This is a genomic window from Bradyrhizobium barranii subsp. barranii, from assembly GCF_017565645.3.
GTDB lineage: Bacteria > Pseudomonadota > Alphaproteobacteria > Rhizobiales > Xanthobacteraceae > Bradyrhizobium > Bradyrhizobium barranii.
Genome location: NZ_CP086136.1, coordinates 9,783,970 through 9,810,325 on the forward strand (window position 1 = coordinate 9,783,970; position 26,356 = coordinate 9,810,325).

Annotated in this window: 26 protein-coding genes and 2 pseudogenes; 12 read left to right on the plus strand and 16 right to left on the minus strand. The window is 62.6% G+C overall.

The window, feature by feature from the left end:
• Position 1 precedes the first annotated feature (1 nt).
• Both J4G43_RS47605 and J4G43_RS47610 read right to left on the minus strand, forming a co-directional pair.
• Positions 2-610, minus strand: coding sequence for a cytochrome P460 family protein (locus tag J4G43_RS47605; protein WP_208088991.1), 609 nt, complete (start codon positions 608-610; stop codon positions 2-4).
• Positions 611-846: 236 nt separating this feature from the next.
• The gene (locus tag J4G43_RS47610) at positions 847-2,385 is read right to left on the minus strand and encodes an amidase (protein ID WP_208088992.1); all 1,539 of its coding nucleotides are present in this window, start codon (positions 2,383-2,385) and stop codon (positions 847-849) included.
• A 222-nt stretch (positions 2,386-2,607) separates the two neighbouring features.
• On the opposite strand from J4G43_RS47610, the gene J4G43_RS47615 reads away from it, so the two are divergent.
• The 4 genes from J4G43_RS47615 to J4G43_RS47630 are packed head-to-tail and all read left to right on the plus strand — an operon-like array spanning position 2,608 to position 4,504.
• A complete protein-coding gene (locus J4G43_RS47615) occupies positions 2,608-3,225 on the plus strand; it encodes a sulfite oxidase-like oxidoreductase (protein WP_208088993.1) in 618 nt (205 codons plus the stop codon).
• The gene (locus tag J4G43_RS47620) at positions 3,185-3,973 is read left to right on the plus strand and encodes a ferredoxin reductase (protein ID WP_225005562.1); all 789 of its coding nucleotides are present in this window, start codon (positions 3,185-3,187) and stop codon (positions 3,971-3,973) included. Before J4G43_RS47615 ends, J4G43_RS47620 begins: the two co-directional genes overlap by 41 nt.
• Positions 3,974-3,978: 5 nt before the next feature.
• A complete protein-coding gene (locus J4G43_RS47625; protein ID WP_224580600.1) occupies positions 3,979-4,245 on the plus strand; it encodes a DUF6510 family protein in 267 nt (88 codons plus the stop codon).
• Positions 4,211-4,504, plus strand: coding sequence for a hypothetical protein (locus tag J4G43_RS47630; protein ID WP_208088994.1), 294 nt, complete (start codon positions 4,211-4,213; stop codon positions 4,502-4,504). Before J4G43_RS47625 ends, J4G43_RS47630 begins: the two co-directional genes overlap by 35 nt.
• Before the next feature lie 29 nt (positions 4,505-4,533).
• Here the strand turns inward: J4G43_RS47630 and J4G43_RS47635 are convergent, their stop codons facing one another.
• The 7 genes from J4G43_RS47635 to J4G43_RS47665 all read right to left on the minus strand — a co-directional run bounded on the left by J4G43_RS47635 (position 4,534) and on the right by J4G43_RS47665 (position 11,315).
• The gene (locus tag J4G43_RS47635; RefSeq protein WP_063980886.1) at positions 4,534-4,944 is read right to left on the minus strand and encodes a DUF2000 family protein; all 411 of its coding nucleotides are present in this window, start codon (positions 4,942-4,944) and stop codon (positions 4,534-4,536) included.
• 123 nt (positions 4,945-5,067) lie between these two features.
• Positions 5,068-5,838: an SDR family oxidoreductase gene (locus J4G43_RS47640; RefSeq protein ID WP_208088995.1), complete on the minus strand. Its 771-nt coding sequence runs from the start codon at positions 5,836-5,838 to the stop codon at positions 5,068-5,070.
• A gap of 32 nt (positions 5,839-5,870) precedes the next feature.
• Positions 5,871-6,845 carry a zinc-binding alcohol dehydrogenase family protein gene (locus J4G43_RS47645; protein WP_208088996.1) on the minus strand — a complete coding sequence of 325 codons (975 nt, stop codon included), beginning with the start codon at positions 6,843-6,845 and terminating at the stop codon, positions 5,871-5,873.
• Positions 6,846-6,886: 41 nt separating this feature from the next.
• Positions 6,887-7,756, minus strand: a complete 870-nt coding sequence (locus J4G43_RS47650; protein ID WP_208088997.1) for an alpha/beta fold hydrolase — start codon at positions 7,754-7,756, stop codon at positions 6,887-6,889.
• Positions 7,757-7,943: 187 nt separating this feature from the next.
• Positions 7,944-8,876 carry a helix-turn-helix transcriptional regulator gene (locus J4G43_RS47655; protein WP_208088998.1) on the minus strand — a complete coding sequence of 311 codons (933 nt, stop codon included), beginning with the start codon at positions 8,874-8,876 and terminating at the stop codon, positions 7,944-7,946.
• A gap of 340 nt (positions 8,877-9,216) precedes the next feature.
• Positions 9,217-9,831 carry a response regulator transcription factor gene (locus tag J4G43_RS47660; RefSeq protein ID WP_208088999.1) on the minus strand — a complete coding sequence of 205 codons (615 nt, stop codon included), beginning with the start codon at positions 9,829-9,831 and terminating at the stop codon, positions 9,217-9,219.
• Positions 9,832-9,833: 2 nt separating this feature from the next.
• Positions 9,834-11,315: an ATP-binding protein gene (locus J4G43_RS47665; RefSeq protein ID WP_208089000.1), complete on the minus strand. Its 1,482-nt coding sequence runs from the start codon at positions 11,313-11,315 to the stop codon at positions 9,834-9,836.
• A 532-nt stretch (positions 11,316-11,847) separates the two neighbouring features.
• Between J4G43_RS47665 and J4G43_RS47670 the strand changes: the two are divergent.
• Positions 11,848-12,069, plus strand: a pseudogene (locus tag J4G43_RS47670) (TMEM175 family protein); the annotation flags it as partial.
• Between the two features lie 331 nt (positions 12,070-12,400).
• Here J4G43_RS47670 and J4G43_RS47675 read toward each other — a convergent pair.
• The 6 genes from J4G43_RS47675 to J4G43_RS47700 form a co-directional block, all read right to left on the minus strand.
• The gene (locus J4G43_RS47675) at positions 12,401-12,913 is read right to left on the minus strand and encodes a YkgB family protein (RefSeq protein ID WP_208089001.1); all 513 of its coding nucleotides are present in this window, start codon (positions 12,911-12,913) and stop codon (positions 12,401-12,403) included.
• 19 nt (positions 12,914-12,932) lie between these two features.
• Positions 12,933-13,619 (minus strand): sensor histidine kinase, encoded by a 687-nt coding sequence (locus J4G43_RS47680; RefSeq protein ID WP_208089002.1) that lies wholly within the window; start codon positions 13,617-13,619, stop codon positions 12,933-12,935.
• A gap of 37 nt (positions 13,620-13,656) precedes the next feature.
• Positions 13,657-13,911, minus strand: coding sequence for a hypothetical protein (locus tag J4G43_RS47685; RefSeq protein ID WP_063980878.1), 255 nt, complete (start codon positions 13,909-13,911; stop codon positions 13,657-13,659).
• Positions 13,912-14,045: 134 nt separating this feature from the next.
• Positions 14,046-14,993 (minus strand): L-histidine N(alpha)-methyltransferase, encoded by a 948-nt coding sequence (egtD, locus tag J4G43_RS47690; RefSeq protein ID WP_225005565.1) that lies wholly within the window; start codon positions 14,991-14,993, stop codon positions 14,046-14,048.
• A gap of 89 nt (positions 14,994-15,082) precedes the next feature.
• Complete coding sequence (locus tag J4G43_RS47695; protein WP_223153778.1) at positions 15,083-15,526, minus strand: sigma-70 family RNA polymerase sigma factor; 444 nt, start codon at positions 15,524-15,526, stop codon at positions 15,083-15,085.
• Positions 15,527-15,738: 212 nt separating this feature from the next.
• Positions 15,739-16,104 (minus strand): response regulator transcription factor, encoded by a 366-nt coding sequence (locus tag J4G43_RS47700; RefSeq protein ID WP_063980875.1) that lies wholly within the window; start codon positions 16,102-16,104, stop codon positions 15,739-15,741.
• A 476-nt stretch (positions 16,105-16,580) separates the two neighbouring features.
• Between J4G43_RS47700 and J4G43_RS47705 the strand changes: the two genes are divergently transcribed.
• The 6 genes and pseudogenes from J4G43_RS47705 to J4G43_RS47720 all read left to right on the plus strand — a co-directional run bounded on the left by J4G43_RS47705 (position 16,581) and on the right by J4G43_RS47720 (position 24,655).
• Positions 16,581-17,108: a YkgB family protein gene (locus tag J4G43_RS47705; RefSeq protein WP_208089005.1), complete on the plus strand. Its 528-nt coding sequence runs from the start codon at positions 16,581-16,583 to the stop codon at positions 17,106-17,108.
• Between the two features lie 512 nt (positions 17,109-17,620).
• Positions 17,621-18,616 carry a serine/threonine protein kinase gene (locus tag J4G43_RS55790; RefSeq protein ID WP_321576305.1) on the plus strand — a complete coding sequence of 332 codons (996 nt, stop codon included), beginning with the start codon at positions 17,621-17,623 and terminating at the stop codon, positions 18,614-18,616.
• A pseudogene (locus J4G43_RS47710) lies at positions 18,610-22,328 on the plus strand (AAA family ATPase); the annotation flags it as partial. The gene J4G43_RS55790 and the pseudogene J4G43_RS47710, both read left to right, overlap by 7 nt.
• Before the next feature lie 129 nt (positions 22,329-22,457).
• A complete protein-coding gene (locus tag J4G43_RS56275; protein WP_408581452.1) occupies positions 22,458-23,144 on the plus strand; it encodes a sensor histidine kinase in 687 nt (228 codons plus the stop codon).
• 161 nt (positions 23,145-23,305) lie between these two features.
• Positions 23,306-24,226 (plus strand): DUF427 domain-containing protein, encoded by a 921-nt coding sequence (locus J4G43_RS47715; protein WP_208089006.1) that lies wholly within the window; start codon positions 23,306-23,308, stop codon positions 24,224-24,226.
• Positions 24,227-24,337: 111 nt separating this feature from the next.
• Positions 24,338-24,655 (plus strand): hypothetical protein, encoded by a 318-nt coding sequence (locus J4G43_RS47720; RefSeq protein WP_071916798.1) that lies wholly within the window; start codon positions 24,338-24,340, stop codon positions 24,653-24,655.
• 29 nt (positions 24,656-24,684) lie between these two features.
• On the opposite strand, the gene J4G43_RS47725 is transcribed toward J4G43_RS47720, so the two are convergent.
• The gene (locus tag J4G43_RS47725) at positions 24,685-25,680 is read right to left on the minus strand and encodes an AraC family transcriptional regulator (protein ID WP_210387416.1); all 996 of its coding nucleotides are present in this window, start codon (positions 25,678-25,680) and stop codon (positions 24,685-24,687) included.
• A gap of 129 nt (positions 25,681-25,809) precedes the next feature.
• On the opposite strand from J4G43_RS47725, the gene J4G43_RS47730 reads away from it, so the two are divergent.
• Positions 25,810-26,346 carry a carboxymuconolactone decarboxylase family protein gene (locus J4G43_RS47730; RefSeq protein WP_208089008.1) on the plus strand — a complete coding sequence of 179 codons (537 nt, stop codon included), beginning with the start codon at positions 25,810-25,812 and terminating at the stop codon, positions 26,344-26,346.
• The last annotated feature ends 10 nt before the right edge of the window (positions 26,347-26,356 follow it).

Below are 26,356 nucleotides of genomic sequence, written 5' to 3' on the forward strand. Positions count from 1 at the left end.
GTCACCGCGCGTCCTTGTTGTCCAGCAGCGGATAGAACTGGGTCCAGACCTCGTCCTTCTTGGCGTTGGCGATATGGCAGTAGGCGCACTCGTCCTTCGACTTCACCTTGGCCGTCGGCGCCTTCGGTTCGTGGTGATTGAAGTTGAAATAGCCCCACCCGTTGGTGTCGGCGAAGCGCTTCGAGTCCTTGACGGTCACGTCGGCGCCGTTCCACTTGCCCGGGAAGTAGCCACGTCCAGACGCTTCCGTTCGCGAGCCGTCGGCGTTCTCCTGCGGCAACGTCAGCTGCAGCTCCTTGAACAGGATCGTCCCCTCGGGGAATTCGCCGGTCTTCTTGTAGATCGCGTACGAGCCCGGCTCGATATATACGTTGTGGAATTCCGGGAAGTTCGCCTGTCCGCCGTTGAGGGCATTTGGCGTCAGCGGCGAGCCGACATAAACCCACTCGTGGAAATTCTTCGGCAAGAGCAACTGCCCGTCCGCGGTGTATTCCGGCAGATAGCGCGTATTGCTCTGGGCATTGCTATCCTTGAGCGATCCGAAGAACAGGATCGTTGCGACCGCACTGCCTACGATGACCGCCGCTGCTGCCTGGACTCTCACGCGCATTGTCTTCTCCCGCGACTGCGGCCGAACGCGCGAGGCGCCGGCACGATTGACCTGTCGAAAGATGACTTAGCCGGTCGCGGAAGATCCTGCGCGCTGGGGATTGCTTCCGCTTTGGCCATCTTGATGCATTCCGTGCCGAACCTGCGATCCGTGAAGAGGTTCACGCTTCGAAAGCAGGACGCGCGGCCGCGATCGCGGCGCGCGACGGCCATGGAAACGACCGAGAGGGTGCAAGGTCAGCGGGTGAGGTCTGAAAGCGGGGCTGCTCTCAGGGGGCGCTCGCGGCAGATCCGGTAATTGTCCTGCCAGGGACGAAGCCGCTCGAAAGCCGCGCTCGCGGCCAGCACGTCGAAGTCGGCGTTTCGCCGACCTATGATTTGCATCCCGACCGGAAGACCGTCGGACAGACCTGCCGGAATCGAGGCTGCCGGGTGACCGGTGAAGTTGACGAAGTAGGTCAGGGCCCATCCGATCAGAGGATCTATCTCGACACCATTGATCGACTTCGGTCCAATCGTGTTGCCGTCGCTGGCGTTGTCGACCGGCGGGCACGCGACGGTCGGCGTGACCAACAGATCGAACCTTTCAAGGACGTTCTGAAAGGCATCGTAGACCTCCGACCGGACGGCCTGGTCGCGGAAGAAATCGAGCCCCGACATGCGATTGGTCTTCTCGACCCAATCCATGTATTCAGGCGGAAAGTCGTCGCGATGCTCGCCGAACAAATCGATGCCGTCGCGCTTCATGTTCTCGATCGCCTGCAGGTTCAGAAGCATGTAGAGACGCGACCAGACGTCGCTCAGCTCCCGTTGCGAGCGAACGATGCCGAGCTTCACCTCCTCGACGTGAGCACCGGCTTCCTCGAACGCCTGTACCGCGCGGCGGACCGTCGCCGCGACTTTTCCGTCGACCGGAAAGACGTCCAGATCCGGACTATAGGCAATCTTGAGGCCCCGGATCGAACGACGGGTCGCCGCGGTGAAATCGACGGGCGGCTCGATCAGGCTGAAGGGATCTCGCGGATCAGGACCGGCAAGTACGTTCAGCGCGATGGCGGCATCTTCGACCGTCCGCGTGATGGGCCCTTCGAACAGGAACGGAGAGTCGGCCACGCCGAACGCGTTGGGACGCACGAGGAACGGCACGCGTCCGAACGACGCCTTGTAGCCATACACTCCACACCAGGCGGAGGGGATTCGTATCGAGCCGCCGGCGTCCGTACCTTCTGCAATGGGTAGCAGTCCGTCGGCGACCGCCGCGGCGCTTCCTCCGGATGAGCCACCCGTGTTCTTGGCAAGATTGAACGGGTTGCGCGTGGGACCAAAGAGGTAGTTGTCGCAGGTGCCCCGGAATCCCATGAGAGGGCTGTTGGTCTTGCCGAGGAACACGGCACCCCCACGCTTCTCCATGCGCTCGCAGAACACGCAGTAACCGTTCACGACGTGGTGCTTGAGCGCGCGGATGCCGCCCAGGCTCGCAGGCCAGCCCGGCTTGAAGTCGAACAAATCCTTGAGCGCCGACGGAATGCCGTGCAGTGGGCCCCACGACTCGCCGGCGACCAATGCGCGCTCGGCCTCTTTCGCTCTCGTGCGGGCGCCGTCGAAATCGAGATAGACCAGCGCATTCAGGCTCGGGTTGCGCGCTTCGATGCGCCGGATGAACGCATCGACCACGTCAACCGGCGACAGATCACGCCGCCGGATGCGAGCTGCCATCTCGTGCGCGGTGAGGTAAGCGAGTTCGTCGGAATGCAAGGGGCGGCTCACGCTCGACATCGTCTCCTCCTTCTGAACCACTTCAGGACGAAGCCGCATTTGACATTGAAACAGTTCTTGCCTGCGCAGCCGTGATTGCTTCGTCTTTCGCAATCTTGATGCATTCACCGCGACGGCCATCGACAAGGCATCGATCAGGGTTCATGTGCGCTGACGTGGGCTGCAGGTTAAGCCGACGCGCGTTGGGACATCCTGCGCGTCACTGCACAAGGGCACGCTTCCATGGACCGACCTCCCGTTTCTCGCGGCTTCAAATCCAAGCGACAGACACCCGAAGGCGCCCGGCTGCCACCGGGTCAGTATCTGACGACCGACTTCCCGGTGCTGTCCGCCGGACCCACGCCGGAGATCCGTGTCGTCGACTGGAAGATTGCGCTTCAACTCGGCGGATCGTTGCTGGGGAAATGGACCTGGGACGAATTCGAGGCACTGCCCCAGACCACGATCACGGTCGACATTCACTGCGTCACCAAATGGACGAAGCTCGGCACGGTCTGGCAGGGCGTCAGCTTCGACGATCTTCTCAAGGTGGTCGGGGTGAGCGAGCCGCCGGACGCCTATGTCATGGCGCATTGCGACGGCGGATACACCACGAACCTTCCGGTGTCCGACCTGGTCGCGGGAAAGGCGATGATCGCGACCCGCTATGAGGGTCTGCCGCTTGCCCCGGCGCACGGCGGCCCCGCGCGACTTCTGGTGCCGCATCTTTACTTCTGGAAGAGCGCAAAGTGGCTGCGAAGGCTCCGCTTCATGCCCAAGGACGAGCCCGGGTTCTGGGAATCGCGTGGTTATCACAACTATGGCGATCCCTGGCGGGAGCAACGTTATGACGGCGACTGATGCGCCCCTGCAGCAGCCCAGCATCGCGTGGCAGACCGGTCGGGTACAGGCCATCGTGGCTGAGACAAGCCGGGTGAAGAGCATCATCCTGCAGCCGGCCAACTGGTCCGGGCACTGGCCCGGCCAGCACGTCGACATCCGTCTCACGGCCGATGACGGCTATCAGGCCGAACGAAGTTACTCGATCGCATCGCCTCCGGAAGAAAAACTGCTCGCTCTCACCGTGGAACGGGTCGAGGACGGAGAGGTGTCGTCCTATCTCCTCGACGAATTGCGGGTTGGCGACACTCTCGAATTTCGGGGACCCATTGGGTGGCATTTCATCTGGAGCCAAACGCGCGGTGGACCGATTTGCCTGGTTGCGGGCGGGACCGGGATTACGCCGCTGATGGCCATGTTGCGCCACCGCACGAGGTCGCTCGCACCCATACCGGCATCATTGATCTATTCGGCACGCAGCCTTGCCGAAATCGTGTACCGGGATGAACTCGATACGATGGCGCGTGACGATCGCGACCTGCGCCTGGTCTATGCGCTCACCCGCGAGCATCCGGGCGACTGGAACGGACATCGGGGACGGGTCAACGCGGCGCTGCTCGCAGAGAACAGCTTTACGCGCGAGCAGAATCCCACGTTCTTCATTTGCGGTCCCACCGGGTTTGTCGAAGGCATCTCGAGCATGCTCGTGAAGCTCGGCTTCGACCCCCTCGCCATAAGAACCGAGCGTTTCGGGCCAACAGGAGCATGATCGCCATGGCAGACAACATCGCCGACCTCATTCTTGGCGGTGATCCCGGCACACACTTGCTTCAAGAAGCCTTTGCCTTTGACATTACCCTGACGAAGATCCGGTGTGCGGCATGCAACACCGTGTCCTGCCTTGGCGCTCTCGCTGTCGACGGCGGGCCCGTGGAGGCGCTCGTCAAGTGCGCCGATTGCGGAAGCGATCTGATGAGGGCGACGCGCACTCAGAGGGGATGTGTCCTTGAAATGCACGGTGCCCGTCACCTGTACTTCTGAAGACCGCGCCCGATCGCCCGCCAAACTCCGAAATCAAAGACCCGCCATGCACGGTGAAGACGTCCACCTCGCTGAAATCGAGCGCCAGATTGCCGCCACGGCGGCGAAGCTTCGCGAGCTGATTGAACAGTCCGCCTCACATGTCGCCGCGATGAGCGAAGAGCTCGTCGGCCAGCGAATTGACGATCAGGCCGCACGGCTCGAGATTCTGATCAGGCGCCGCGAAGAGCTCCTCAGAGCCAGATCCGGCGAAGACTGAAAAGGACGGCCGGGGCAGATCGGGAAGCGTCAGCCGTGAAATTTCAACCCGTCGACGATCTTGTCGATCACCTTGCGCTCGGCGCGCATGGAAATCCCAACCAGATTCAGGTCTGTGCGGGAAACCGCCTTCACGACCTCGCGGTTGGCAGCGTCGTGAGCGGTCCTGAACATGTCCTCGGTATAGAGCCCCGGCGTCACGCCGCGCGTCAGTGCGCGATCGAGCGCGCGTGATAGCGCCGCGCGGTCGGCGCCATAGATCAGGATGGGCTGGCCGATCAGCGGCAGATATTTCGTCCCGGAGCCGTCTTCGTAGGGGTCGCCGATGCAGGCCGGAAAAGCCGCCGCGATCCCGCTGGCGAGGAAAGAGGCCACGTTCAGCTTCTGCCACGGTTCAAGGTCGGTGCGGACCACGACCGCGATCTTGGTGTCAAACTGCATGACGGTTTTGTCGCCATTCCTCAGCGCTCGCGAAGAGCGAAAGAGCCCTTACTCCATGCTTGCGCGCATCGAACGCTTTTGCAAGTGGCCCACTTCCGCGGACGCCCTTCGGGTGAAAACCGATTATATCGATTTCACCTCGCCGCCGTCCATCCGCAATGCCGAGCCGGTCATCCAGCGCGCGCCGGGCGATACGAGGAACGCCATCAACTCGGCAATCTCCTCCGGCTCGCCGTAACGCGCGATCCCGGCGTCCTTGGGAAACTTCGCCGTGGCTTCCTCGACGGTCATGTTGTACAGGGGCGCCCAGTGCTCGAGGTAGGAGCGGCGGCGGCCCGTCATCACCGGCCCCGGCAGGACGCTGTTGACCTGGACGCCATCGCTGATTCCCTTGTCGGAGAACGCCTTTGCCAAGGCGACGATTGCAGCGTTGATGGTGCCGACCGCGGCATAGGACGCCTTGGGGAAGGAGGCCGAGTTTCCCGACATCAACACCACCGCCCCCTTCGCGGCCATGAGCGACGGCCAGGCGGCGATCGTGAGCCGCCGGGCGCCATGCAGCTTCAACGCCAGTCCGGCGTCCCACTGTGCCTCCGTCGTCTCGAACAGATCGACCTGAGGTACCGCGCCTGCGATATTGAGCAGGGCATCGATCCGGCCGAACGCCGCCAAGGTCTGGTCGACGACAGATTGAGCGGCACGAGGTTCGGCCAGATCGGCATCGATCACCAGCACCCCGGCGCCGGCGGCCCGGACCGCCCTTGCGGTGTCCTCGAGATTGGCGCGGTTTCGCGCCACCAGGACAAGCGCCGAGAAATCGCGCGCCAGGCGCACCGCGGTCGCCCGGCCGATCCCCTGGCTCGCACCCGTCACGATCGCGACTGATTTCGACATATGAACCCTCCCCAATACCAAGCTTGTAAATATCAGTCGCGAACGACGACCATCTTTCCGACGGCCTCGTTCGCCTCCATGACGCGGTGCGCCTCGCGAATCTCGTCGAAGCGAAAGATCCGCGCCGGCTTGACGTCCAGCCGGCCGGCCGCCGCGTCGGCGGCGATTTCCCGCAACGGCACGTCGGAGAGCGGGAACCCGGGCGTGCCGAACACGAAGCTGCCGAAGAAGGTCAGATAGACGCCGCTCGGCATCTGCAGCAGCGGGTTGAAATCCGGAATCGGATCAAGCCCGCCGAGCCAGCCGGCGAGACAGGAGCGGCCGCCGCGGCGAAGCATGGCGAGGGAGTCGAGCACGACGCTGTTGCCGACGAGGTCCAGGACCGCGTCGACCTGCTTCGCCTCGGGCAGATGCTTTGAGACATCGCGCCGTTCAATTTCGCACCGCGCGGCTCCGAGCTTCTCCAGCATGGCAAAGCGCTCCCGGCTGCGCGTCGTCGCGATGACCCGCGCGCCGGCATTGACCGCGAGCTTGAGTGCCGCCTGACCGAACGAGGACGTCGCTCCGCGGATGACGAGAAGCTGACCCTTCTCGAGATCGAGATTTCGAAAGAGACAGGTCCATGCCGTCGCGAAGGTTTCGGGGATCGCTGCGAGCTCGGCCCATGGCAAATCCGCATCGATCGATGCGACATTCGAGACCGGCGCACGCGTGTATTCGGCGTAGCTACCGTTGATGGTCCGGCCGAGACCGCCCATCAATGCGGCCACCTTGGCGCCTACCGGAAATTCGCCGCCCGGGCACGACTTCACGAGACCGACGCATTCGATACCGCTGATCGGCGCCGCTTCGGCCCATTCGCCCCGGCGCATGTGCATTTCCGCATGATTGATGCCGAATCCCTTGACCTCGATGACGGCATGACCAGGCTGCGGCTCCGGCTCCGGAACATCCCGATAGACGAGGCTGTCCAAACCACCGAATTTTTCAAGAACGATAGCGCGCATGATGGCTCTCCTGACGTTTCTCGCGGCGAGGGAAGCGGCGGTTACCCATTCGAATTCAGCTGGCCAAGAAAATCACCGATCGCCGCTGCGATCTCCCGCGCATGAGTCTCGAGCGCAAAGTGCCCCGTGTCGAAGAAGCGCACTTCGGCGCCCGGCATGTCGCGCTGAAACGCCTTCGCGCCCGCCGGCAGGAAAAAGGGATCGCTCTTGCCCCACACCGCCAGGAAGGGCGGCTTGTGCTTGCGGAAGTAGGCCTGGAATTCCGGATACATGGCGACGTTGGTCCTGTAGTCGCCGAAAAGATCGAGCTGGACCTCGTCCGCGCCAGGGCGCTCGAGATAATGGTTGTCGAGCGTGTATCCGTCGGGGGAGATCAGGGAGGCGTCAGGCACCCCGTGGGTGTATTGCCAGACCGTCGTCTCCGGCGAAAGGAATGATCGCAGCACCGCCCGATTCGCTTGCGATGCATCTTGCCAGTAAGCCCGGATCGGGCTCCAGCCTTCGCTCAATCCCTCCTCATAGGCATTGCCATTCTGCGAGATGATGGAAACGATGCGTTCGGGATGTCGAAGAGCCATCCGAAAGCCAGTCGGCGCGCCATAGTCGAAGACGTAGAGCGAGAAGCGAGGAAGTCCGATGACTTCTGTGAACCGTTCGATCACCTGCGCCAACGCGGCGAACGTATAGGCAAAGCTTTCGCGAGCCGGCATGTCGGACTGGCCGAACCCGGGCAAATCCGGCGCCACCAGTCGGAAGCGATCCGAGAGCGCCGGGATCAGCTCGCGGAACATGTGGCCGGCCGTCGGAAATCCGTGCAGCAGCAGCAAGGCGGGCGCGTCAGCCCGGCCAGCCTCCCGGTAAAATACGTTCAGTCCGTCCACATCCGCCTTGCGGTATCGAATGCTCGTCATCTGTGGTCCCTCCCTCGACACCTGTTGCGCCCGGTGAAATCGATGATCCGATGGCAGCCGATCCGAGGCGGTCTCACCTGGACATTTCGTGGCTCGGGGCGATCCGGTTACAGACTCCCCGGGGATTTCTGCCCGTACGAGACCGCCTGTCGCCTCCTCTGCCCGATCTATCGCCCCTCGGATCTATTCATTCGAACTCCCTGCGATAGTCCGTAGGAGTCCAACCCGTCGCTTTGCGAAAGGCGGAGCTGAAGGAGCTCGTTTGCGCATAGCCCAGGCTGAGTGCGATGTCCGTAATCGATACCGCGCGATCCGCCAGCCGCAGCTTGGCGAACTCCATACGTCGCTGCACCTGATACTGGTAGGCCGGGATTCCGAACGACTTCTTGAAAGCGCGGCAGAAGTGGTGAACGCTGAGCCTGACGAGCTCGGCGAGCTTGAGGAGGCAGACCTGTTCTCCCAGATGCCCCTCGACGTACTCGACCACGACACGCTTCTGCCAGCCCGCGAGACCTCCACGACTGACCGCTGCCGGCTCGCGAACAAGATCGTGATCGGACCTGGACAGCTCGTGGGCGAGCACGCCGCAGAGCGCCTCGAGGTAAGGCGCGCAATTCGTCTCCGCGCTCTCGATCGCCTTCTTCAACTTGGAGGCGGTCTCCCAGACCAGCGGATCCTCGAAGTATATTCTTGGCGCGAGCCCGGCCGCGCCGCCGTCGGACTTATAAAACGCGGCGGGATCGAAATAGAGGAAGGTCACCTGCGCCGACGAGGCAGTCTCATGCCATTCGCGATAGGCGCGTCCCGCCGGGACAAAGGTCAGCCTGTGCTCAGAACCGCGCAGCTTCGACGAGCAGAAGCCATCGATGGAGGTCTCACCGCTTTTCCGCGCTCCCTCGTTGTACAACGCCAGGAGATGTCTCGATCCCTGAAAGCGAAATTCGATCCTGTTGCCGACCGGGAGGTGAACGCTCTCCGAAAACCACCAACGCCAGCCTATCCCAAGGCGCTTCACCGGCTCGGAAGGCGTTATGCTGACCGTCGGATGAAGCGCCGCGTCGGACGACCTGGAAGACAGCGTCTCGTCCACCGGCCGGATTGGCGAAGCGGAGACGACCATCCTTGGCGTGCTCTCACTCGAATTTGATACGTACATCCCCATCGTCGTCGCCCTGTTCTGTGCTCCGGATGGCCGCGTCCAATCGTCAACGAATTTCTGCACGGAGGAGATGCCCTGATCGCCTGGATACGGGCGTTGAAGCCGCAAGCTGCACGTGGCGTTACCTCTCCGGTCAAGGCGCGCTGCCAACGCCGGCTGGCAGCACCGCACAGGGGCAACATGCTTTTCATCACGCTGGCGGGCAATCTCACGCTTGTGCTGTTCCGGCCCATACTTAGGTATGGGTCGCATGCAGGGACGGTGCTGAGATGATTCAGCACGAGATGCCAGTCCCGAAGCTTCAGCCCTGGAGTTGGAGCGCTTCTGCCATTCGAACGAGCATTGCCGCGGTCTTTGCCCCGAGCTTCCGCATCACGCTGCCACGATGCATCTTGACCGTCGCTTCGCTGATCGAGAGCTCGCTGGCGACCTGCTTGTTCATCAGACCGGATGCCACCAGCGTCATCACTTGCCGCTCGCGCGTGGTCAGGAGTGCAAACTTCTCCTGCAACTGCGCCAGGTGCGCGCTGTCGTCGCGCCGATCGATGTCCTTTCGGATCGCGGCGGTGATCGCATCGAGAAGATCCTGACCCCGTATCGGCTTGGTGAGAAAATCGACCGCCCCCAGCTTCATGCCTCTTACCGACATGGGAATGTCGCCAAAGGCGGTCATCAGGATCACCGGGATTCCGACATTGATTTTCGTCAGGTACTCCTGCAGCTCCAAGCCACTCGTGCCCGGCAATCTGACATCCAGCACCAGACACGCAGGGGCGTCCGACAGCTCAACCTTCAGGAAGTCCGAAGCAGATCCGTACAGGGCGACCTTGTAGTGCAGGGACTCGAGCAGGTCGCCAAGGGACTCGCGAACCGCGCGGTCATCGTCGACGATATGAACAACGCCGGAAGGAGGCATGTCTACCGGCTTTCCGACGTCTGAACCGCCTGGCGAAGCGGGAGAGCGAAGGTGAACTTCGCTCCGCACCTCCCGTTTTCTTCCACCCATAGCTGTCCTCCGTGGAGTTTCACTATCTTGCGGCAGATCGACAGTCCCAGACCGAGTCCCGCTCCCTTCGTCGTATAGAGCGTCTCGAAGACCCGCTCTCTATCAGCCGGGCTGATGCCGCCCCCAGTATCCGCGATTGCCACGGAAATCATACCATCGGCGACCCCCGAAGAGAGGGCCAAAATGCGGTTCCCGTCCTCGACCCCGGTCATGGCCTCGATCGCATTGCGCACGAGATTGAGCGCGACCTGCTGGACCTGAACACGGTCTGCTTCGACACGCGGCGATGATCGATCGAAGTCGGTACGGACGATGACCCCGGCCCGCTCGATTTCCCTGTTCGACAGAAGCAGAACCTCCGCAACCGCATCGTTGATATCGAACTCGGCAAAATGGACCTGCGTGCCCCTCACGAGAGAGCGGACCCCGGTCACAACCTCCGCAGCTCGACGTGCCTGCCTGATAATGCGTGCGACCGATTTCCGGGCCTCCGCGGCTTGAACGGGATCCCGGGCGAGCCACCGGAGGCAAGCTTCCGCACTCATGATCATCCCCGTCAGCGGCTGATCGATCTCGTGAATGATCGAGCCGGCGAGTTCGCCAAGGGACGTCAGACCCGTCGCCCGCGCAAGCTCGTTTCGCGCGTCGGCGAGAGCCTGCTCCGCCGCCTTCCGTTGCGAGACGTCCGTGATGATGCCTTCCAGCTCGAGGTCTCCCGTGGGGCCCTCATCGAATTGCCCAACGGCCACGACATGCAACGTCTTGCCGTCCCGGTGGACCACGCGGTACTCGTGGGTGAAGGGCGACTTCGTGCTGATCGCCTCGGTGAGGTCCTGCTCCAGCGCGGGATAATCCTCGGGATGGACCCGGCTCCTGAACACCTCGAATGGGACGGGGTTCACGTCCAGGTCGATATCCAGGATGCGGTAACATTCGCGCGATCCGCGCGAGAGCAGGGTGCGCGTGTTCCAGCGATAGCTGCCCATCCCGCCGATCTGCTGACCTCTGACCATCCACATATTGGTCTCGCGCAGCGCCTCGAACAGGCGGACGGATTCGAATGAGACGGCGGCCTGATTGGCCAGCATGGATGTCACCCAGACGCATCGCGGCGTGAAGATCTCCGCATCTCCATCCGCTTCGAGATAGAGAACGCCAATCGCCCAGTGCTGGTGAATCAACGGCAGGCACAGCTGCGCTATCTTTCCAGACGGCGGGTTTGCGGGATCGATCAGTGCCGAGCTCTCCGCGCCGGCTTGCCTCACGACCGTTTGCTTTCGATCGAGCACCTGTTCGGCAAGGTCGCTCGGCAAGCGGAATTCGGCGTGCGGCGGGAAGGAGGCAAGGAAGTTCGCCCTCTCGCGCGGGAAGCTCGCATCGGCCTTGGCAAGCAACTCTCTTTGTCCGCTGAGCAGGATCGCCCCCCCGACTGGCCCCGGAGTAACTCAGCGCCTCCATGAGAAGAGCCTTGGCCAATCCCTGACAGCTGATTTCTCTCGAGATAATCTGAAACGCCTTTGCGACCAGATCCAGTTCGTGCGTCTCGTTATCAAGCCTCATACCGAGATGTCTCGTCGTGAAAATCATTTCCAGACGTCTCGACGCATCACCCCGCCGCTTGCGTATCGAGGGGTGGGACGAGAGCGCGTCAGTACGCCGCAACATGTAACGGGACTTGCGAACGTTGCCAAGTTTGGTCGCGAGAGCCGCGGTTCACGAGCCCGCGCCATGCACGTCGTTGCGCATTCGCCCCGATTCTTTTCGAAGCAGGTGTAACCGATGCGACGTTTGCTCCGAATGTCCACGAAAGTGCGGAGCAACGGCATTGCGCCCCGCTCGCCGTCGGCATGACTCGCCTGCTGTTCAGGCCCGATCGGGGCGTCGAGACACTGCCGGGCAGGCCTGCATCGGCAAAGGACGAGAATGATGACCGCGGACTCTCCGAAGACAGAACGCCTGAATGCCCTCTCGGATGCGGTTTTTGCAGTCGTTATTACAATTCTCGCCCTGGACCTGCGCCCGCCACACGCTCCGAGCCTCGATGCTCTATTCGAACTCTGGCCGACCGTCATCGGCTACGCAGTCAGCTATCTCTTCATCGCCATCGTCTGGGTGAACCATCACCATCTTCTGCACTATGCCAGCGCGGCGACACCCCGACTGATCTGGGGAAACTTCGCTCATCTGTTTTCCGTATCGCTGCTGCCGTTCTCGACAGCCTGGATCGCGAGCTCAAAGCTGGCGCCGCTGCCCGTCACCGTCTATGCCGGCGTATTCGCCCTGGTGAACGCGACCTATCTGTTGCTGTGCTGGGAAGCCGTCGACCGGCCGGCGATCGAGGAGATCCCGAGCCAGGCGCGCATGGTGATGCGCATGCGATCCTTGACCACCCTGTTCGGCTTCCTCGCCGCGGCGGCCGTCTCGTTGCACTATCCCATGTTCGCGCTGGCCATGATCTGCATCTGCCTTGCCGTGTATCTCAAGCCTCAAGTCGCAGGACACGGGCCGCATCCTGCTTCAGCAGATACAACGATACCGCAAGCAGCACGACATCCTTCATCAGGAACGGAACGTTGCCAGTCATCGCCGGAAAGCCGCCTGCAGCAGCGTCCCAACCGTCCGGCATAAACGGAATGATCGTGACTGTTGCGATGAAGGTGCCGGTCGACCCTAGGGCGCCCAGAATCCCGAGGCGCTTGCTCCAGAAGCCCGCGAATATCAAAGCACCAAAGGTCCATTCGGCGACGCCGAGGAACCAACTGGCACCTTGATGGCCGAAAGCGGGATAGAGCCACCAGATCAGCGGACCGTTGCTGATGAAGGGGTCCAGGCGATCCGCCTCGTACGCCCACCATTTCTGGTAGCCGAAGAAGAAGAACAGGATCACCATCGACGCCCGGACAATGTGGTAATCCAGGTCTCCCGCAAGCAGCCCCGATATCGGCAGCCTGCTTGCGAACGATTTGCGCGGGGCACTCGCCAATGTACTCATGGTGTCGATCCTCCTGATCCTAACTGACAGGCCCTTGCGTGGTCAGCGTCTGACCGAGATCGATCAGAAGCCGGCAGACAAGACCGTCGGGTGCGAAGTCGAGATCGACCTGCGCGCCCGGCAGGGCCCTTGCGATCAGTTGCGTGCCAAAGCCTCTGCGTTCTGGCTTGGTCACAATCGGTCCGCCGCGCTCGCGCCACTGGATCGCAAGACCTTGTCCGCCGAGATAGGGCGGACTCTCCCAGATCACCTCGACGGCTCCTGCCGTCGATGTCAGCGCGCCGTACTTGCTCGCGTTGGTAGCCAGCTCGTGAATGATGACGTGCAGCGCCAAGGCGATGTGCGGCTCCAGCGTGAGGTCCGGCCCCGCGAGCAGAATGCGGCCTCTGTGAAACATCGCGTGCGGTTTGAGCGTTCGCTCCAGCATCGCCGCGAGAGACACGCGCTGCTCTCCCGCGGATTCGATCATCCTGTAGGCGTCGGACAGGGTCGCGATCCGTGCCGAGAGCGCCTCGCGAAAATCGGCGGTCGTATTCGCATCAGTGTTGTTCACGAAGCACAGAACGATGCTGAGGATATTGCGCATGCGATGCTGCAATTCCCTGACGACAAGCTCGAGCTCGTCATCCCGGATCGGAGCGATCCGCTCAAAGTGCGCGCACCCGCTTCCGCCGTCGTGGAACGAACCGGTGACAGTGTGCCTCATGTGCAGACCTATCGCTGTTTGCTGAACCGGATTTCGATCAACACCCGCGGCAGATTTTCAGCTTCTTGTCGAGATCTGCGTCCAGACCTTCCAGTTTCCGGTTGAAGTCGGTAATGCGCTTCTGCAACGCATCCTCGGCGACTGAATTCGGCATGAATTCATTTCCGCGCGGCTGCACCTGGACGGTCTCAGCCGGGCTCGGCGCTTTCGGCGACGGCGCCGGGAGTGGATCTGCCAGGGCGGTTAGAGGTATGGCGGCGAAGCTCAGGATGAGGGATGAACGGAGTTGCATGGTCGCGCCTCAACGCAGTTGATTGCCATGATGACGCGCACATTATGCAGCATGTGTACGAGCCTCGCTGTTCGTGGATTGCGCCGATTGAGGCGATATTGTTGGAAATGATTCCGTCTGCGCCCCGATTCATCCTAGGGCGCCGCCGGCGCGGGCCTTTGCTCCGCGAGAATGACCGAGAAGAGCCCGCTGTCGTCACTCCAATCGGCGACGGGATGCCATCCGCCGGCCTGCAGCAGGACGAAGGCATCCCTCCGCCCGTATTTGAGGCTGTTCTCCGTGTGGATGGTCTCGCCCTTCGACAACGAGAAGACGCGACCGTCGACCTCGAAGCGGACGTCGCGCGTGGCTTCCAGATGCATCTCGATACGCGCCTCCGCATCATTCCAGCGTGCCAAATGGCGAAAGGCGCCCAGGGGAATCGAGCCGCCCAGCTCGCGATTGATCCGATGCAAGAGGTTGAGATTGAATGCGGCCGTCAACCCTTGCGTGTCGTCATATGCCGGCAGCAGAACATCCTGATGCTTGATACGATCGATGCCGATCAGCAGCATCGATCCGGCACCCAGGGTCACCGCCATCGCCCGCAACAGATCGACCGCCGCAGGCACAGTGAGGTTTCCGATCGTCGACCCCGGAAAGAAGCCGAGGCGCGCGGTCGCCCCAATCTCTTCCGGCAAAGAAAAGGGATAAGTGAAGTCGGCCTCGGTTGGATAGATCGGCAGCCCCGGGAATGCATGGGTCAGGCCTGCCGCAACCTCCCGGAGGAATTCGCCCGAGATGTCGATCGGCACATAGGCAGAAGGCTCCGTCTCTGCCAGCAACAGTCGCGTCTTTGCCGACGAGCCTGAGCCGAATTCTATGACTGCGCGGCCCGGCCCCGCGAGCGCGGCGATTTCCGATGCTGCGGACGCAAGGATCGATCGCTCGGTTCGAGTCGGGTAGTATTCGGGCAGCAGCGTGATGGCTTCAAACAGAGCCGATCCGCGGCGGTCATAAAGCCATCTCGCCGGAATTGCCTTTGGCGCGAGGCTCAGCCCTTCCATGATGTCATAGCGGAACGCCGCCGTCAGGTCGGCCACCGTAGATCGCATTTCGTTCTGGAGTTGAAGCAATTTCGGCTTTCCTTCGCACGACGTCTCGGTCGGCCCGGCCCGCGGCCGCAATGACGTCAGGAGACCAATGTGGACAATTTCTTCAGGCCGCGATGGATATTGATCTTGACCAGGGCCGCCGACTGTCCGGTCGCACCGGCCGCTCGCGCGATACTCAGACCATTGAGCTTCACGAGGCGGATCACGCTCTCTTGCGCAGGCTTCAACCGCCCAAGCAGCTGGTCCAGCGCGGCAGCGCTGATCGCGGCACCTTCGTGATCCTCGATTGCGATGTCTTCGTCGAGCGCGAGCGCGCTGTAGCGAGACGCATCGCGCACACGATCGACCCATTTATAGCGGGCAATCGCCGTGACCCAGGCGCCGAAGGGCTTCGAGGCCGCAAACGTGTGGCGTTTCGCGTGAATGGCCAGGAGCACCTCCTGCCTCGCATCGTCGGCGGCGGGATAGGGAAGCCGGCGCGCGTAGTAGGCCCGAAGCCACAGATCCAGCTCCCGCAGCAATCGCTCATATGCGTCTCCATCCCCTGCTCGCGCCGCAAGCAAGAGCCGGCCCCATCGCTCCGAACAATCGTTCCATCTCTCCCAACGGGCCGCCTTCCGGCGATCATGACGCGGCGGATCCGTATCCCCCCGGGGTCGTGCACGCCCGGGATCGTCGCCGCAGGACGATGGCGTCGCCATAGAGGACGTGATGTCGTCACCCGAGAGCGCTTTCATCTTCGAAGGCTCCTGTCGAGACACTCAAGCAGCGCGCTCGTTTCGAACGGCTTTCTGAGAAGGCAGAATGCGCCGATCGAGGCCGCTTCGGCGTCCAGCTGCTTGTGAGGAAGCGCGGTAATGAGAATCACCGGCGCTCCGACCTTCTGCTGCTGGAGCTCGCGAACGAGGTTGAGCCCACCCATTCCAGGCATGTGAACGTCGGCAATGATGCAGTCGAAGCTGAACCGGCCGGCGTAGCTCAGCAGCGCTTCGGCCCTGTCAAACGGCTCGGAGCGGTAGCCGATCGATCGCATCAGATCCACCAAAGACAGGCACAGGGCCTCGTCGTCATCGACGACACCTACGTAAGGGACCTTCACCTGACTTACCCTCGCAAGACGCGATCATCATCGAAACGCGATCGCAACACGGGCGATTGAAGCGCAAGCCGCTCTCCAGTTGACCAGGCGGCTGCTGTCGTGGCGTTCGATGCTTGTTCGCGAGAGGCACATGTTCGGTCTCCCCAACAGAGGAAAATCCAGTAGCTGCGCCATGATCGGTTGCGCATGTCGGCCTCGAGCATGCGTTCGGTGGGTGCCTCCGACAATCTCGCGATTGTGATGCACAGACCCATACTTTGGTATGGGTTTGCGGCGCCAAGGGCGAGCCACCGAGGGCGACGCGATGTCAGGCCACGCCGATCCCGGCCGCCTGCGGCCGAACAGCGCAAGTTTGAAAAAAGCACGATAATCCGCGCACAGCGCGTCCTTCGAAGCTTGGCTACCGTTCGGATAACGACAGACGTCGACGCCGCCCTTGCCGCCAATCCGCGACCTCGAGGATGAGACGACATCAGATGGACCATCTCATAAAGAAACTGTCCGAGCTCGATCTGGTCAGAGGTGATTTTGACTACCATGCCACGCGTGTGGCGATGATCATCGTCTTCTTCGTCTTCAGCTGCCAGAAATGGTTCGACTACGAAGCGCACGCGTTGATTCCGTTCATCAGCAATGGTCCGCTGATCTTCTGGCTGTATCCGGTGTTTGGCGTGCGCGGCGCGGCCTACTTCCTGGGTTCAGCGGAATTGCTGTTTGGATTGCTTCTTCTGCTCGGCTTCTGGAACAGAAGACTGGCGGTCCTGGGGTCGCTGGGTTCATGCGCGACCTATGTCGCCACCGTCACGATCATTCCGTTTTTCCCCGACGCCTGGGCCGCGCCGGCCGGCGGCTTTCCTGCGGCCACGTTGCCGTTCCTCTTCCTCATGAAGGACGTCGTACTGCTTGCGGCTTCCGTCTATCTGCTCAAGCGGGACCTCCTCCGGGCAGCAGCCGACGTATCGCCGGCTCAGAACGGGATTGTTCGACAGGAAGCGATGCAATAGCGCCGGGCAGCACTGGAAGAGCAGGATCAGCGTGCCGGGCCGCCTGATGAACGCAGCTTCCCAGCCGGCCGCCACGGCGTTGCGCGTATCCCAGGCGTGGCAGGCGATCATGCAGAGCTGCGAGGGACGGACGCCAAGTTCATTCTCCATTCGAGCGTAGGTTTGCGGCGACGGCTTACAGATCTTGACACTGTCCTCGCTGAATGACCTTTCGAAGAATCCCGCAATTCCCCCACGCTCAAAGCTGGAGGGTCTGGAACTTCAGCCAGGTTGTTCGCAGAGTGAACAGCCTGAAGCCAGCAGCGCGGAGCCGTCTTCCAGTTCACTATTCCGATCGATGACGGCTTTGCAGTTGGTTGAGCCACGCCCCGAAATCGGAATGTGGCCCATACCGCGGCTCCGATCCCGGCTATTGTTGGGGATTGGCGTTGGGAGTACGTTCCCGAACGGGACAGGTGAACACCTTTCCCTCCTTTTCAATCGACTGGCCGGCTAGTTCCGGAGTCCGGCAGATGGACGTATCCTCGCGGGTATCCACGAATGGCAATGCCGGTCTCAAGGCGTCATGGGACGACGGCGAGCGCGTCTTTTGCCGTGAATGGCGCCGGGGCGCCGATGGAGACGTCAACAGCGTCCTGACCGTAAGGGCGGCGACGGAACATCCGCCGGCCGCGGTCCTCGACCGGCTCGCCCATGAATACGCCTTGCGCGACGAACTCGATGGGACCTGGGCCGTACGGCCGCTGGAGCTGATCCGCGACGGTGGTCGAATCTTGCTGATACTGGAAGATCCCGGCAGCGAGCCGCTCGAACAACTGCTCGGCGCGCCGATGAAGCTGACCCGGTTTCTGCGATTGGCTCTCGGCATCACCACCGCCGTCGATCAGCTGCATCGGCAGGGCCTGGTCCACAAGGATTTGAAGCCGGCCAATCTTCTGGTGACCGGGGCAGACGAGGTCAGGATCACCGGATTTGGCCTCGCATCTCGCTTGCCGCGCGAGCGACAGCAGCTCGAACCACCGGAGACCATGGCGGGCACGCTGGCCTACATGGCGCCCGAGCAGACCGGCCGCATGAACCGGTCCGTCGATTCCCGCAGCGATCTGTACGCAATCGGCGTGACGTACTACCGGATGCTGACGGGCGCACTGCCGTTCACCGCGGCCAGTCCGATGGAATGGGTGCACAGCCACATCGCGAGACGTGCCGTTCCGCCCGCCGAACGAGTCAATGGCGTGCCTTATGCCGTGTCGGCGATCATCATGAAGCTCCTCGCCAAGACGGCCGAGGACCGCTACCAGACCGCAGCCGGTCTCAAGAGCGACCTCGAACGGTCACTCGCCGAATGGGAAGCGCAGGGACGAATCGATGATTTCGTCCTGGCCCAAACCGATACACCGGACCGCCTGCTGATTCCCGAACGGCTCTACGGCAGGGAGCACGAGATCGAGGCGTTGCTCACCTCGTTCGATCGCGTCACCCGGAGCGGCACGCCCGAGTTGAGTTGATCCTGGTGTCCGGCCCCTCCGGTATCGGCAAGTCCGCTTTCGTCGACGAAATGCACAAGGCCTTGATCCCGTTAGGAGGGTTCTTCGCCTCCGGCAAGTTCGATCAGCACAAGCGCGATATGCCTTACGCGACGCTCGCGCATGCGCTTCAAGGCCTTATCCGAGGCCTCCTCGCCAAGAGCGATGCCGATCTGGCACCCTGGCGTAGCGCACTGCACGAAGCGCTGGGCAATCTCGGTCAACTGATGGTGGATCTCGTACCGGAGCTGCGGCTGGTGATCGGGGATCAGCCACCTGTCCCGGATGCCCCCCGCAAGACGCACAGCGACGCTTCCAACTCGTCGTTCGACGCTTCATTGGCATCTTCGCCAAGCCTCACCATCCACTCGTGCTTTTCTTCGACGACCTGCAGTGGCTCGACGTGGCCACACTGGATCTGATCGCGTTTCTTCTGAACAGATCCGACCTGCAAAATCTGCTTCTCATTGCCGCCTATCGACGCAAGGATGTCGACGTCAAACATCCGCTGGCACAACGGCTCGTCGAAATTCGGGCCTCCCGTAAACGGGTGCGGGAAATCGACCTGGCACCCCTCACCAGCGCTGCCGTCGAGGAATTCACCGCGGATGCACTTCACTGCGAGCCGGCATACGCCATGCCCCTGGCGCAGCTGATATACGAGAAGACGAACGGGAATCCGTTCTTTCTCACGCAGTTTCTGCGGGCACTGGCCGAAGAAGAACTACTGGCCTTCGATCATGACAGGCGACAGTGGCACTGGGATCTCGAACGCATCAAGGAAAAGAGCTACGCCGAAAACGTCGCGCGTCTCATGGTCGGCAAGCTGAGCGGTTTGCGCGACGAGACACGTCGGGCCCTGCTGGAGCTGGCCTGCCTGGGCAACAGCGCCGAGATCGCAATGCTCTGCCTCGTGCACGGAGCATCGGAGCAGACGCTGCACGCTGATTTGCGAGACGCGACGCGTCTCGAGCTGGTCCGACGCCTCAAGAGCTCTTACGCGTTCGTGCACGATCGCGTGCAAGAGGCCGCTTATGCGCTTCAACCGGACCAGGACAGGCGAACGACCCTGCACCTTCGGATCGGTCTGGTCCTGGCAGCGCAGCTGACGCCCGACGAAACCAACGAGCGCGTCTATATCGTCGCCAACCAGCTGAACCGCGGCATCGCCGCTTTGACGAACGGCGCTGAACGCGAACAGGTCATTGCCGTCAATCTCGCCGCGGGCCGGCGCGCCCGAAATGCAACGGCTTACCACGCGGCGGCAACCTACCTTGAAATCGCCCGCGAACTGCTCGGAGAGGAAGGGCATCCGCGGTGCAGCCGGGACGCCTTCGCGATCGGCCTGCTCCACGCCGAATGCAAATTCCTACTCGGCGAGCTGAACACGGCGGAAGCGGAATTGACGGTCCTGTCGCAGAGCTGTTCGGACATTCAGGCGAGCGCCGAGGTCGCCAGACTCCAGGCGCAGCTATACACCACCGCGGGACAGCTCGAGCGCGCGGTCGACGTTTGCCTCGCATTTTTGCGCAGAACCGGGATTGACTGGTCTCCTCATCCCAGCCGCAGCGAGGTGGACGAGGATCGGCGACGCCTGCGGAGCTTGACCGAAAAGCTGTCCGACGAGCAGCTTCATGCGCTACCGCCGATGACCGATCCGGATCATCGTGCGACCATGGGCGTCCTGGCCGACCTCCTCACGCCTGCGTTTCTCACCGATCGCAACCTCTCCGACACCATGCTCTTGGAGGCCACTCGACTGACGCTCCAGCACGGGACCAGCCCTGAAGCGTGCTACCCGCTGACCGCCATATTCGGCGTGCTCGCGAGCAATTCAACCGATGCTGAACTTGGATTCCGGCTATCACAATTTGGCGCAGCCCTTGCTGACAGGCAGCCGCAGACAGGGCTGAGCGGCCGGGCGCTTTTGGTATTCGGCCTTCACGTGACCCCATGGATTCTCCCGATCCGATCGGGACGGCCGTTCATTCGGCGCGCACTCGCAATCTGCTTGACGACCGGAGATCTGGCATTCGCGGCGTATTCGCATCGCGGACTGATATCGGTGGATCTCTTCTGCGGCGATCCGCTCATGGACGTCTGCTCGCGCGCCGAGCGGTCTCTGGCATTCGCCGAGGGTCTGGGCGTCCGATTGGCTGCGGAGGGCCTCATCAGGCAACGAGATCTGGCGCAGAGCCTTATGGGGCGCAATGGCCGGAATGACTTCGAGAGCCCCGCGGCGCTTCAGCCCTCGGATGCGAGCGAACCGATAAGCGCCTTCTTCTACTACGCGACGCAAATTCAGATCGAAGTCATTGCCGGACGTGACGATGTCGCGATTGCCCTCGCCGCACGCGCAGAAGCGCTCTCATGGTGCGCCCGCTCTTATTCGGATTTCACCGAATACCGGTTCTACACGGCGCTCGCTCATGCCGGGGCTTATCACGCATCGCGCCCCGAGGATCGCGAGCGACGCCTCAACGACCTCCGCGAACACCACCGCAAGCTGACAGTCTGGTCCAACCGTTGCCCCGCGAATTACGCTGCCCGGCAGAAGCTCGTCGCGGCGGAGCTTGCGCGCATCGAAGGTCGCGAACTCGAGGCGGAACAACTGTACGAGGAATCGATCCGATTGGCGCAAGAATCCGGCTGCGCCCAGATCGAAGCGATCGCTGCGGAACGCGCAGCAGGGTTCTACGAGGCGCGCGGCATTCGAACGGTAGTTCTGTCCTACCTGACAAAAGCGCGCGATTGTTACGCGCGCTGGGGCGCCGAGGCGAAGGTGAGCCAGCTCGAGAAACTCCATCCGGGCCTGCGGGAGCGAGGATCCGCGCTCAGCGCCGCAGGGACGATCGGTGCACCTGTCGAACAGCTGGACCTTGCGACGGTTCTCAAGGTGTCGGAGGCTGTTTCAGGCGAGATCGTGCTGGAGAAGCTCACGGAGACCCTGCTTCGTTCGGCCATTGAGCATGCGGGTGCGGAACGCGGAGTGCTGATTCTACCGAGGGGTTCCGAGCTGAGAATTCGGGCGGACGCGGTGACTGGCGGCGGTTCGATCACTCTCGATCTCGCCGATTCACCGATCTCCGCCGCCGAAGTCCCGATGTCGATCGTGCTTTACACGGCTCGCACCCAGGAAAGCGTCGTGCTCGACGATGCCTCGACGAGCAGCGCGTTCGGCGGCGACGAGTACATCCAGAAGAAGCACGTCCGATCAGCCTTGTGCGTGCCGCTCGTCAAGCAAGGCAGGGCGGTGGCATTTCTGTATCTCGAGAACAATCTCGCCTCGCGCGTCTTCACACCCGCCCGGATCGCGATTCTCAAGTTTCTCGCATCCGAGGCCGCGACCTCGCTCGACAATGCCCGTCTGTACCGGGAGCTTCAGGAGCGGGAGTCGCGGATCCGCCGGCTGGTCGAGGCCAACATCATCGGGATCTTCATCTTCGATCACACCCCCGACATTCTCGATGCCAACGACGCGTTCCTGAAGACCATGGGATATGATCGCGAGGATCTCGCCGCAGGCCGGTTGCGCTGGGCAGATCTGACGCCGCCCGAATGGCAGGAGCGCACCGACCGCGCCCGGGCCGAATTGAAGGCGACGCGGGTTGTCCACCCGTTCGAAAAGGCGTTCTTCCGCAAGGACGGCAGCCGGGTGCCGGTGCTGACCGGCGGAGCCTTGTTCGACGACGAGCAGGAGCAAGGCGTTGCCTTCGTGCTGGATCTCAGCGAGCGCAAGCGCGCCGAAACCGAGGCACGCGAGAACGAGCAGCGTTACCGCGAGGCTCAGATGGAGCTGGCCCACGCCAACCGCGTGGCGGTGATGGGACAGCTGACGGCGTCGATCGCCCACGAGGTCAATCAGCCGAACACCGCCGTCATCGCCAGCGCACAAGCGGCCTTGAGCTGGCTCGATCACCAACCACCGGCACTGGAGCAGACGCGCAGGGCGCTGACACGCGCCATCGAGAACGGCATTCGCTCCAGCGAGGTCATTGAGCGAATCCGGGATCTCGTCAAAAAATCACCGCCCAAACGGGATGCCCTGGCGATCAACAACGTCATCGGCCAAGTCATCGAACTCACGCAGGCCGAAGCAGCGCGGCACGATGTGTCGATCCAGACGGTATTCGCCGATCGTCTGCCCAAGGTCATCGGGGATCGCGTCGAGCTGCAGCAGGTCACGCTCAACCTGATCCTGAACGCCATCGAGGCCATGAGCGAGACAACGGGGGGCAAGCGCGAGCTGTTGATCCAGACCGCGAGAGCGGATGCCGAGAGCATACGCGTATCGATCACGGATTCGGGACCGGGCTTGTCGACGGAGGGCCTCGCGCGGCTGTTCGAACCCTTCTACACGACCAAGTCGGGCGGCCTCGGTGTCGGACTGTCGATATGCCGCTCGATCATCATTGCGCATGGCGGCAGGCTCTGGGCGACTGCAAACGAACCGCGCGGAGCCGTCTTCCAGTTCACTGTTCCGATCGATGACGGCTTTACGGTTGGTTGAATCATCTCGGCTGGCGTCATCACACCACAAAATTGGTGGGATGACCTGTAACCAAGGCCGGGCCGCGGACGAAATATAGCCATCGGATCGCGCCGGCGAAGCCAAGCACGGGCCGGAACAGGTCCGCCACCGACCGACGGTGCGCTGCAAGGAGAGATCAGTTGGGACTGTCCTGGCAACAAGGCCCGCTTTCAACGGGAGCAATCGGCCGCTTTCTCGTCCCCGAGCCGCTGCCCAAGCGAATCTTGTACGTCGAACCATTACGCCGCCGCCTCCGCGTGCGCTTTGGGGGAAGCTGGATCGCCGATAGCGAACGGGTGCTCCTGCTTTTCGAACCGGGCCGTTATCCCGTGGCCTATTTCGCGGAGGCCGATGTTTCCCCACATGTGCTGGAACGCACCGAGCACATCACTCAACACGCCGATCTTGGGCCGACGTCTTGGTACAGCGTTCGAGTCGACGAGCAACGCATCACGGCGCGCGGAGCATGGCGGCACACCAACCTGCCCGCCCATGCAGGCGATCTGCAGGGTCTGATCGCTTTTGCCTGGCGGGCCATGGATGCCTTCTACGAGGAAGACGAACGCATCGTGGGCCATGCCGCCGATCCCTATCACCGCATCGACATCCGCCAGACCTCTCGTAACCTCGTGGTCAACCACCAGGGCCGGGTCATCGCCGATACAAAGCAGCCGCTGGTCCTTTACGAGTCCGGCTTTGCACCCCGTTGGTATGTTCCACGTGCCGACATCGATGAGTCTGCCCTCACTCCGGTAAAGCTCCAGACCTTCTGCCCGTACAAGGGCCTCTGCAGCTATTATTCCATCGGAGACGCGCGCCAGGCGGCATGGTCGTATCCCGACGCCTATCCCGAAGTCCGCCGCATCTCCAATTTTGTATCGTTCGAGCCGGACATCGTGACGGTCCATCTCGATGGCACGCAGCTTCGTCTCGAACCCGGCCAATTGGTGGTTCCACACGGCCCCGATCGTAATCTTGACATCGCCGAGGTGGTCGCCGAGCCAACGCCTGGTGGCCGGCCCGCTGAAGCTGCAACCAGTCCCCTCCATCGACGCTCGTGAGACGAACGAGCATATCTTCGAGATCGCACAGCATTCAGCGTTTCGCGTCCACGATTATTGTGGCCCTCAACGGAGCCGCTCATCCCGAGCCTCCACTACGGGAGCGCCACAATGTCCCATCGTTCGAACCAGACACGCTCGATCCGCTCCGCTTTTGCGGGCCTTCTCCTGATCGGCTTGCTGTCGCCCGCACATGCCTCCGACCGGAACAGCTCTCTCGACGCCCTCCCCGATCTGCCGTCGCGGGCCGCCGCGCGTTTCGCCTCGGCCGAGCCGACGTCGCGCCTGCCCTGGCTCGCTCCGGTCGGCCACCGTCAGCCGAGCCGGGCCGATGCGCCTCAATCGGATGCTCTGTCGGCCTGGGAGCGCGAGCAGCAGCAGCGCGATCAGATGCTGGATCGCAAGCTCATCATCTGCCGCGGATGCTGAGCTAGCCCGGCCACCTTACGCTCGCCTGCCTAGGCATTCTCACCAGCCGATGCCGTCTCTGCGCTCTTCGCCAGCTCCAGCTCGTCAATCGTCGCAGGCGTCTGCGCAGCCTTTCGCCATTGCGCGGGCGTGATGCCCATGTGGCTCTTGAACGCCCGCTGGAACGCCGCCTCGGACAGATATCCGACCGCTTCAGCCACCGCTCCGGTCGAGAGCGAGGATTTCCTCAGTTCGTTCGTTGCCAGCGTCATGCGGATGTCGGTCAGCAGTTCGCTGGGCGAACGTCCGACCTTCTCCTGGAATTGACGAGCGAGTGTCGCACGCGACATGTTGGCGAGCTGCGCGAGCTCGGGCAGCGTCCATGCGCGCGCGGGCGCATTGAACATGGCCGCAACGACCGGCGCGAGGCGTGGGTGACCTGCGAGCGCAAGCAGCCCGCGTGGCGCGTCCCCGGTCTCGCTGGCGAGGCGCAGCACGAGCGCGAACATCGCCATCGACAACGCGTTCAGCATCGCGCGGCCACCCAGCTGATCGTCTGCGGTCTCGCCGCGCATCAAGGCAACGAGACCCGCGAGCTGCCCCGCCGTGTCCCGCTCTCCGGCCTGCGCGCCGGCCCTCACGATCAGCACCGGCGGCAGATAGTTGCGCAGCAGCCGGTCGTGCGGCGGGGCGATCGAAAAATGTCCGCACAGCAGATCGAGCCGGGCGTCCGAGCCGGGATTCTCGCTGATCGTGAAGTTGAGTGACGCGCGGTTGCGGGCCTTCAGCGGCGCGGCTCCGCTGCCGTCGTGCATGACGTGCCGGGGGTTGCGCGGCAGCAGCAGAATGTCGCCGGCCTCCAGTAGCAACGGCCGGCCTCCCGCCGGATCGTCCAGCACCGCCGAGCCTGCGAGCACCGCATGGTACGGGATCTCGTTGACCTCGCCCGGCCCCAGCTCGATCCGCCAGGGCGCGCCGTAGGAGCAGCGCAGGTCCAGACGGCCGCGCACCGGCATCATCTCAAACAGCCGGCTCAGCCAATCCATCGTATTCACCTCTCAGCACGTCATTTGAGACGATTGAGCATATATACAAGCCTATCAAGCATTCAACATCTCACGTCGCGACCCTACTGTCACTCCGCAATCGTTCACCACCCAACACGGAGTGCCACCATGTCCCGACTTTCCGTCCCGAACCTCGAAACTGACGCCGGCCCCTCCGGCCAGGTCTATGCCCAGATCAAGAAGGCCATCGGCAGCGTGCCGAACACCTTTGCGGCCATCGCCGCCCATGGCCCCGCTGCGCTCAAGGCCGTGCTCGCTGCCGACACTGTGCTCGCCTCCGGCGGACTGACCAAGTCCGACAAGGAGATCATCAAGCTCGTCATCAGCGAAGCCGCCGGCTGTGACTATTGTGTCGCCGCCCACAGCCATCTCGCAAAGCTCGTCGGGCTGGCGCCGGAGATCCTGAAGCAGATCCGCGATGGTCGGCCCACCGGTGATGCCCAGCGCGATGCGCTGGTCGCTTTTGTCGACAAGCTTGCGCGCACCAGCGGCACCGTCAGCCACAAGGATTTCGTCGCGATCAAGGCCGCCGGCTACAGCGACGCGCAGCTCGTCGACATCAGCCTCGCCTTTGCCACCACCGTGTTCACCAACGTCTTCAACCGCATCAACGACACCGAGATCGACTTCCCGGCGATCGCCTAACGCGACGGCC

Excerpts from the sequence above, each read along its gene's own strand:
- J4G43_RS47605 (WP_208088991.1), bottom strand. The coding sequence starts at position 610 with ATGCGCGTGAGAGTCCAGGCAGCAGCGGCGGTCATCGTAGGCAGTGCG.
- J4G43_RS47610 (WP_208088992.1), bottom strand. The coding sequence starts at position 2,385 with ATGTCGAGCGTGAGCCGCCCCTTGCATTCCGACGAACTCGCTTACCTC.
- J4G43_RS47615 (WP_208088993.1), top strand. The coding sequence starts at position 2,608 with ATGGACCGACCTCCCGTTTCTCGCGGCTTCAAATCCAAGCGACAGACA.
- J4G43_RS47620 (WP_225005562.1), top strand. The coding sequence starts at position 3,185 with ATGGCGATCCCTGGCGGGAGCAACGTTATGACGGCGACTGATGCGCCC.
- J4G43_RS47625 (WP_224580600.1), top strand. The coding sequence starts at position 3,979 with ATGGCAGACAACATCGCCGACCTCATTCTTGGCGGTGATCCCGGCACA.
- J4G43_RS47635 (WP_063980886.1), bottom strand. The coding sequence starts at position 4,944 with ATGCAGTTTGACACCAAGATCGCGGTCGTGGTCCGCACCGACCTTGAA.
- J4G43_RS47640 (WP_208088995.1), bottom strand. The coding sequence starts at position 5,838 with ATGTCGAAATCAGTCGCGATCGTGACGGGTGCGAGCCAGGGGATCGGC.
- J4G43_RS47645 (WP_208088996.1), bottom strand. The coding sequence starts at position 6,845 with ATGCGCGCTATCGTTCTTGAAAAATTCGGTGGTTTGGACAGCCTCGTC.
- J4G43_RS47650 (WP_208088997.1), bottom strand. The coding sequence starts at position 7,756 with ATGACGAGCATTCGATACCGCAAGGCGGATGTGGACGGACTGAACGTA.
- J4G43_RS47655 (WP_208088998.1), bottom strand. The coding sequence starts at position 8,876 with ATGGTCGTCTCCGCTTCGCCAATCCGGCCGGTGGACGAGACGCTGTCT.
- J4G43_RS47660 (WP_208088999.1), bottom strand. The coding sequence starts at position 9,831 with ATGCCTCCTTCCGGCGTTGTTCATATCGTCGACGATGACCGCGCGGTT.
- J4G43_RS47675 (WP_208089001.1), bottom strand. The coding sequence starts at position 12,913 with ATGAGTACATTGGCGAGTGCCCCGCGCAAATCGTTCGCAAGCAGGCTG.
- J4G43_RS47680 (WP_208089002.1), bottom strand. The coding sequence starts at position 13,619 with ATGAGGCACACTGTCACCGGTTCGTTCCACGACGGCGGAAGCGGGTGC.
- J4G43_RS47685 (WP_063980878.1), bottom strand. The coding sequence starts at position 13,911 with ATGCAACTCCGTTCATCCCTCATCCTGAGCTTCGCCGCCATACCTCTA.
- J4G43_RS47705 (WP_208089005.1), top strand. The coding sequence starts at position 16,581 with ATGGACCATCTCATAAAGAAACTGTCCGAGCTCGATCTGGTCAGAGGT.
- J4G43_RS55790 (WP_321576305.1), top strand. The coding sequence starts at position 17,621 with ATGGACGTATCCTCGCGGGTATCCACGAATGGCAATGCCGGTCTCAAG.
- J4G43_RS56275 (WP_408581452.1), top strand. The coding sequence starts at position 22,458 with ATGGGACAGCTGACGGCGTCGATCGCCCACGAGGTCAATCAGCCGAAC.
- J4G43_RS47720 (WP_071916798.1), top strand. The coding sequence starts at position 24,338 with ATGTCCCATCGTTCGAACCAGACACGCTCGATCCGCTCCGCTTTTGCG.
- J4G43_RS47725 (WP_210387416.1), bottom strand. The coding sequence starts at position 25,680 with ATGGATTGGCTGAGCCGGCTGTTTGAGATGATGCCGGTGCGCGGCCGT.
- J4G43_RS47730 (WP_208089008.1), top strand. The coding sequence starts at position 25,810 with ATGTCCCGACTTTCCGTCCCGAACCTCGAAACTGACGCCGGCCCCTCC.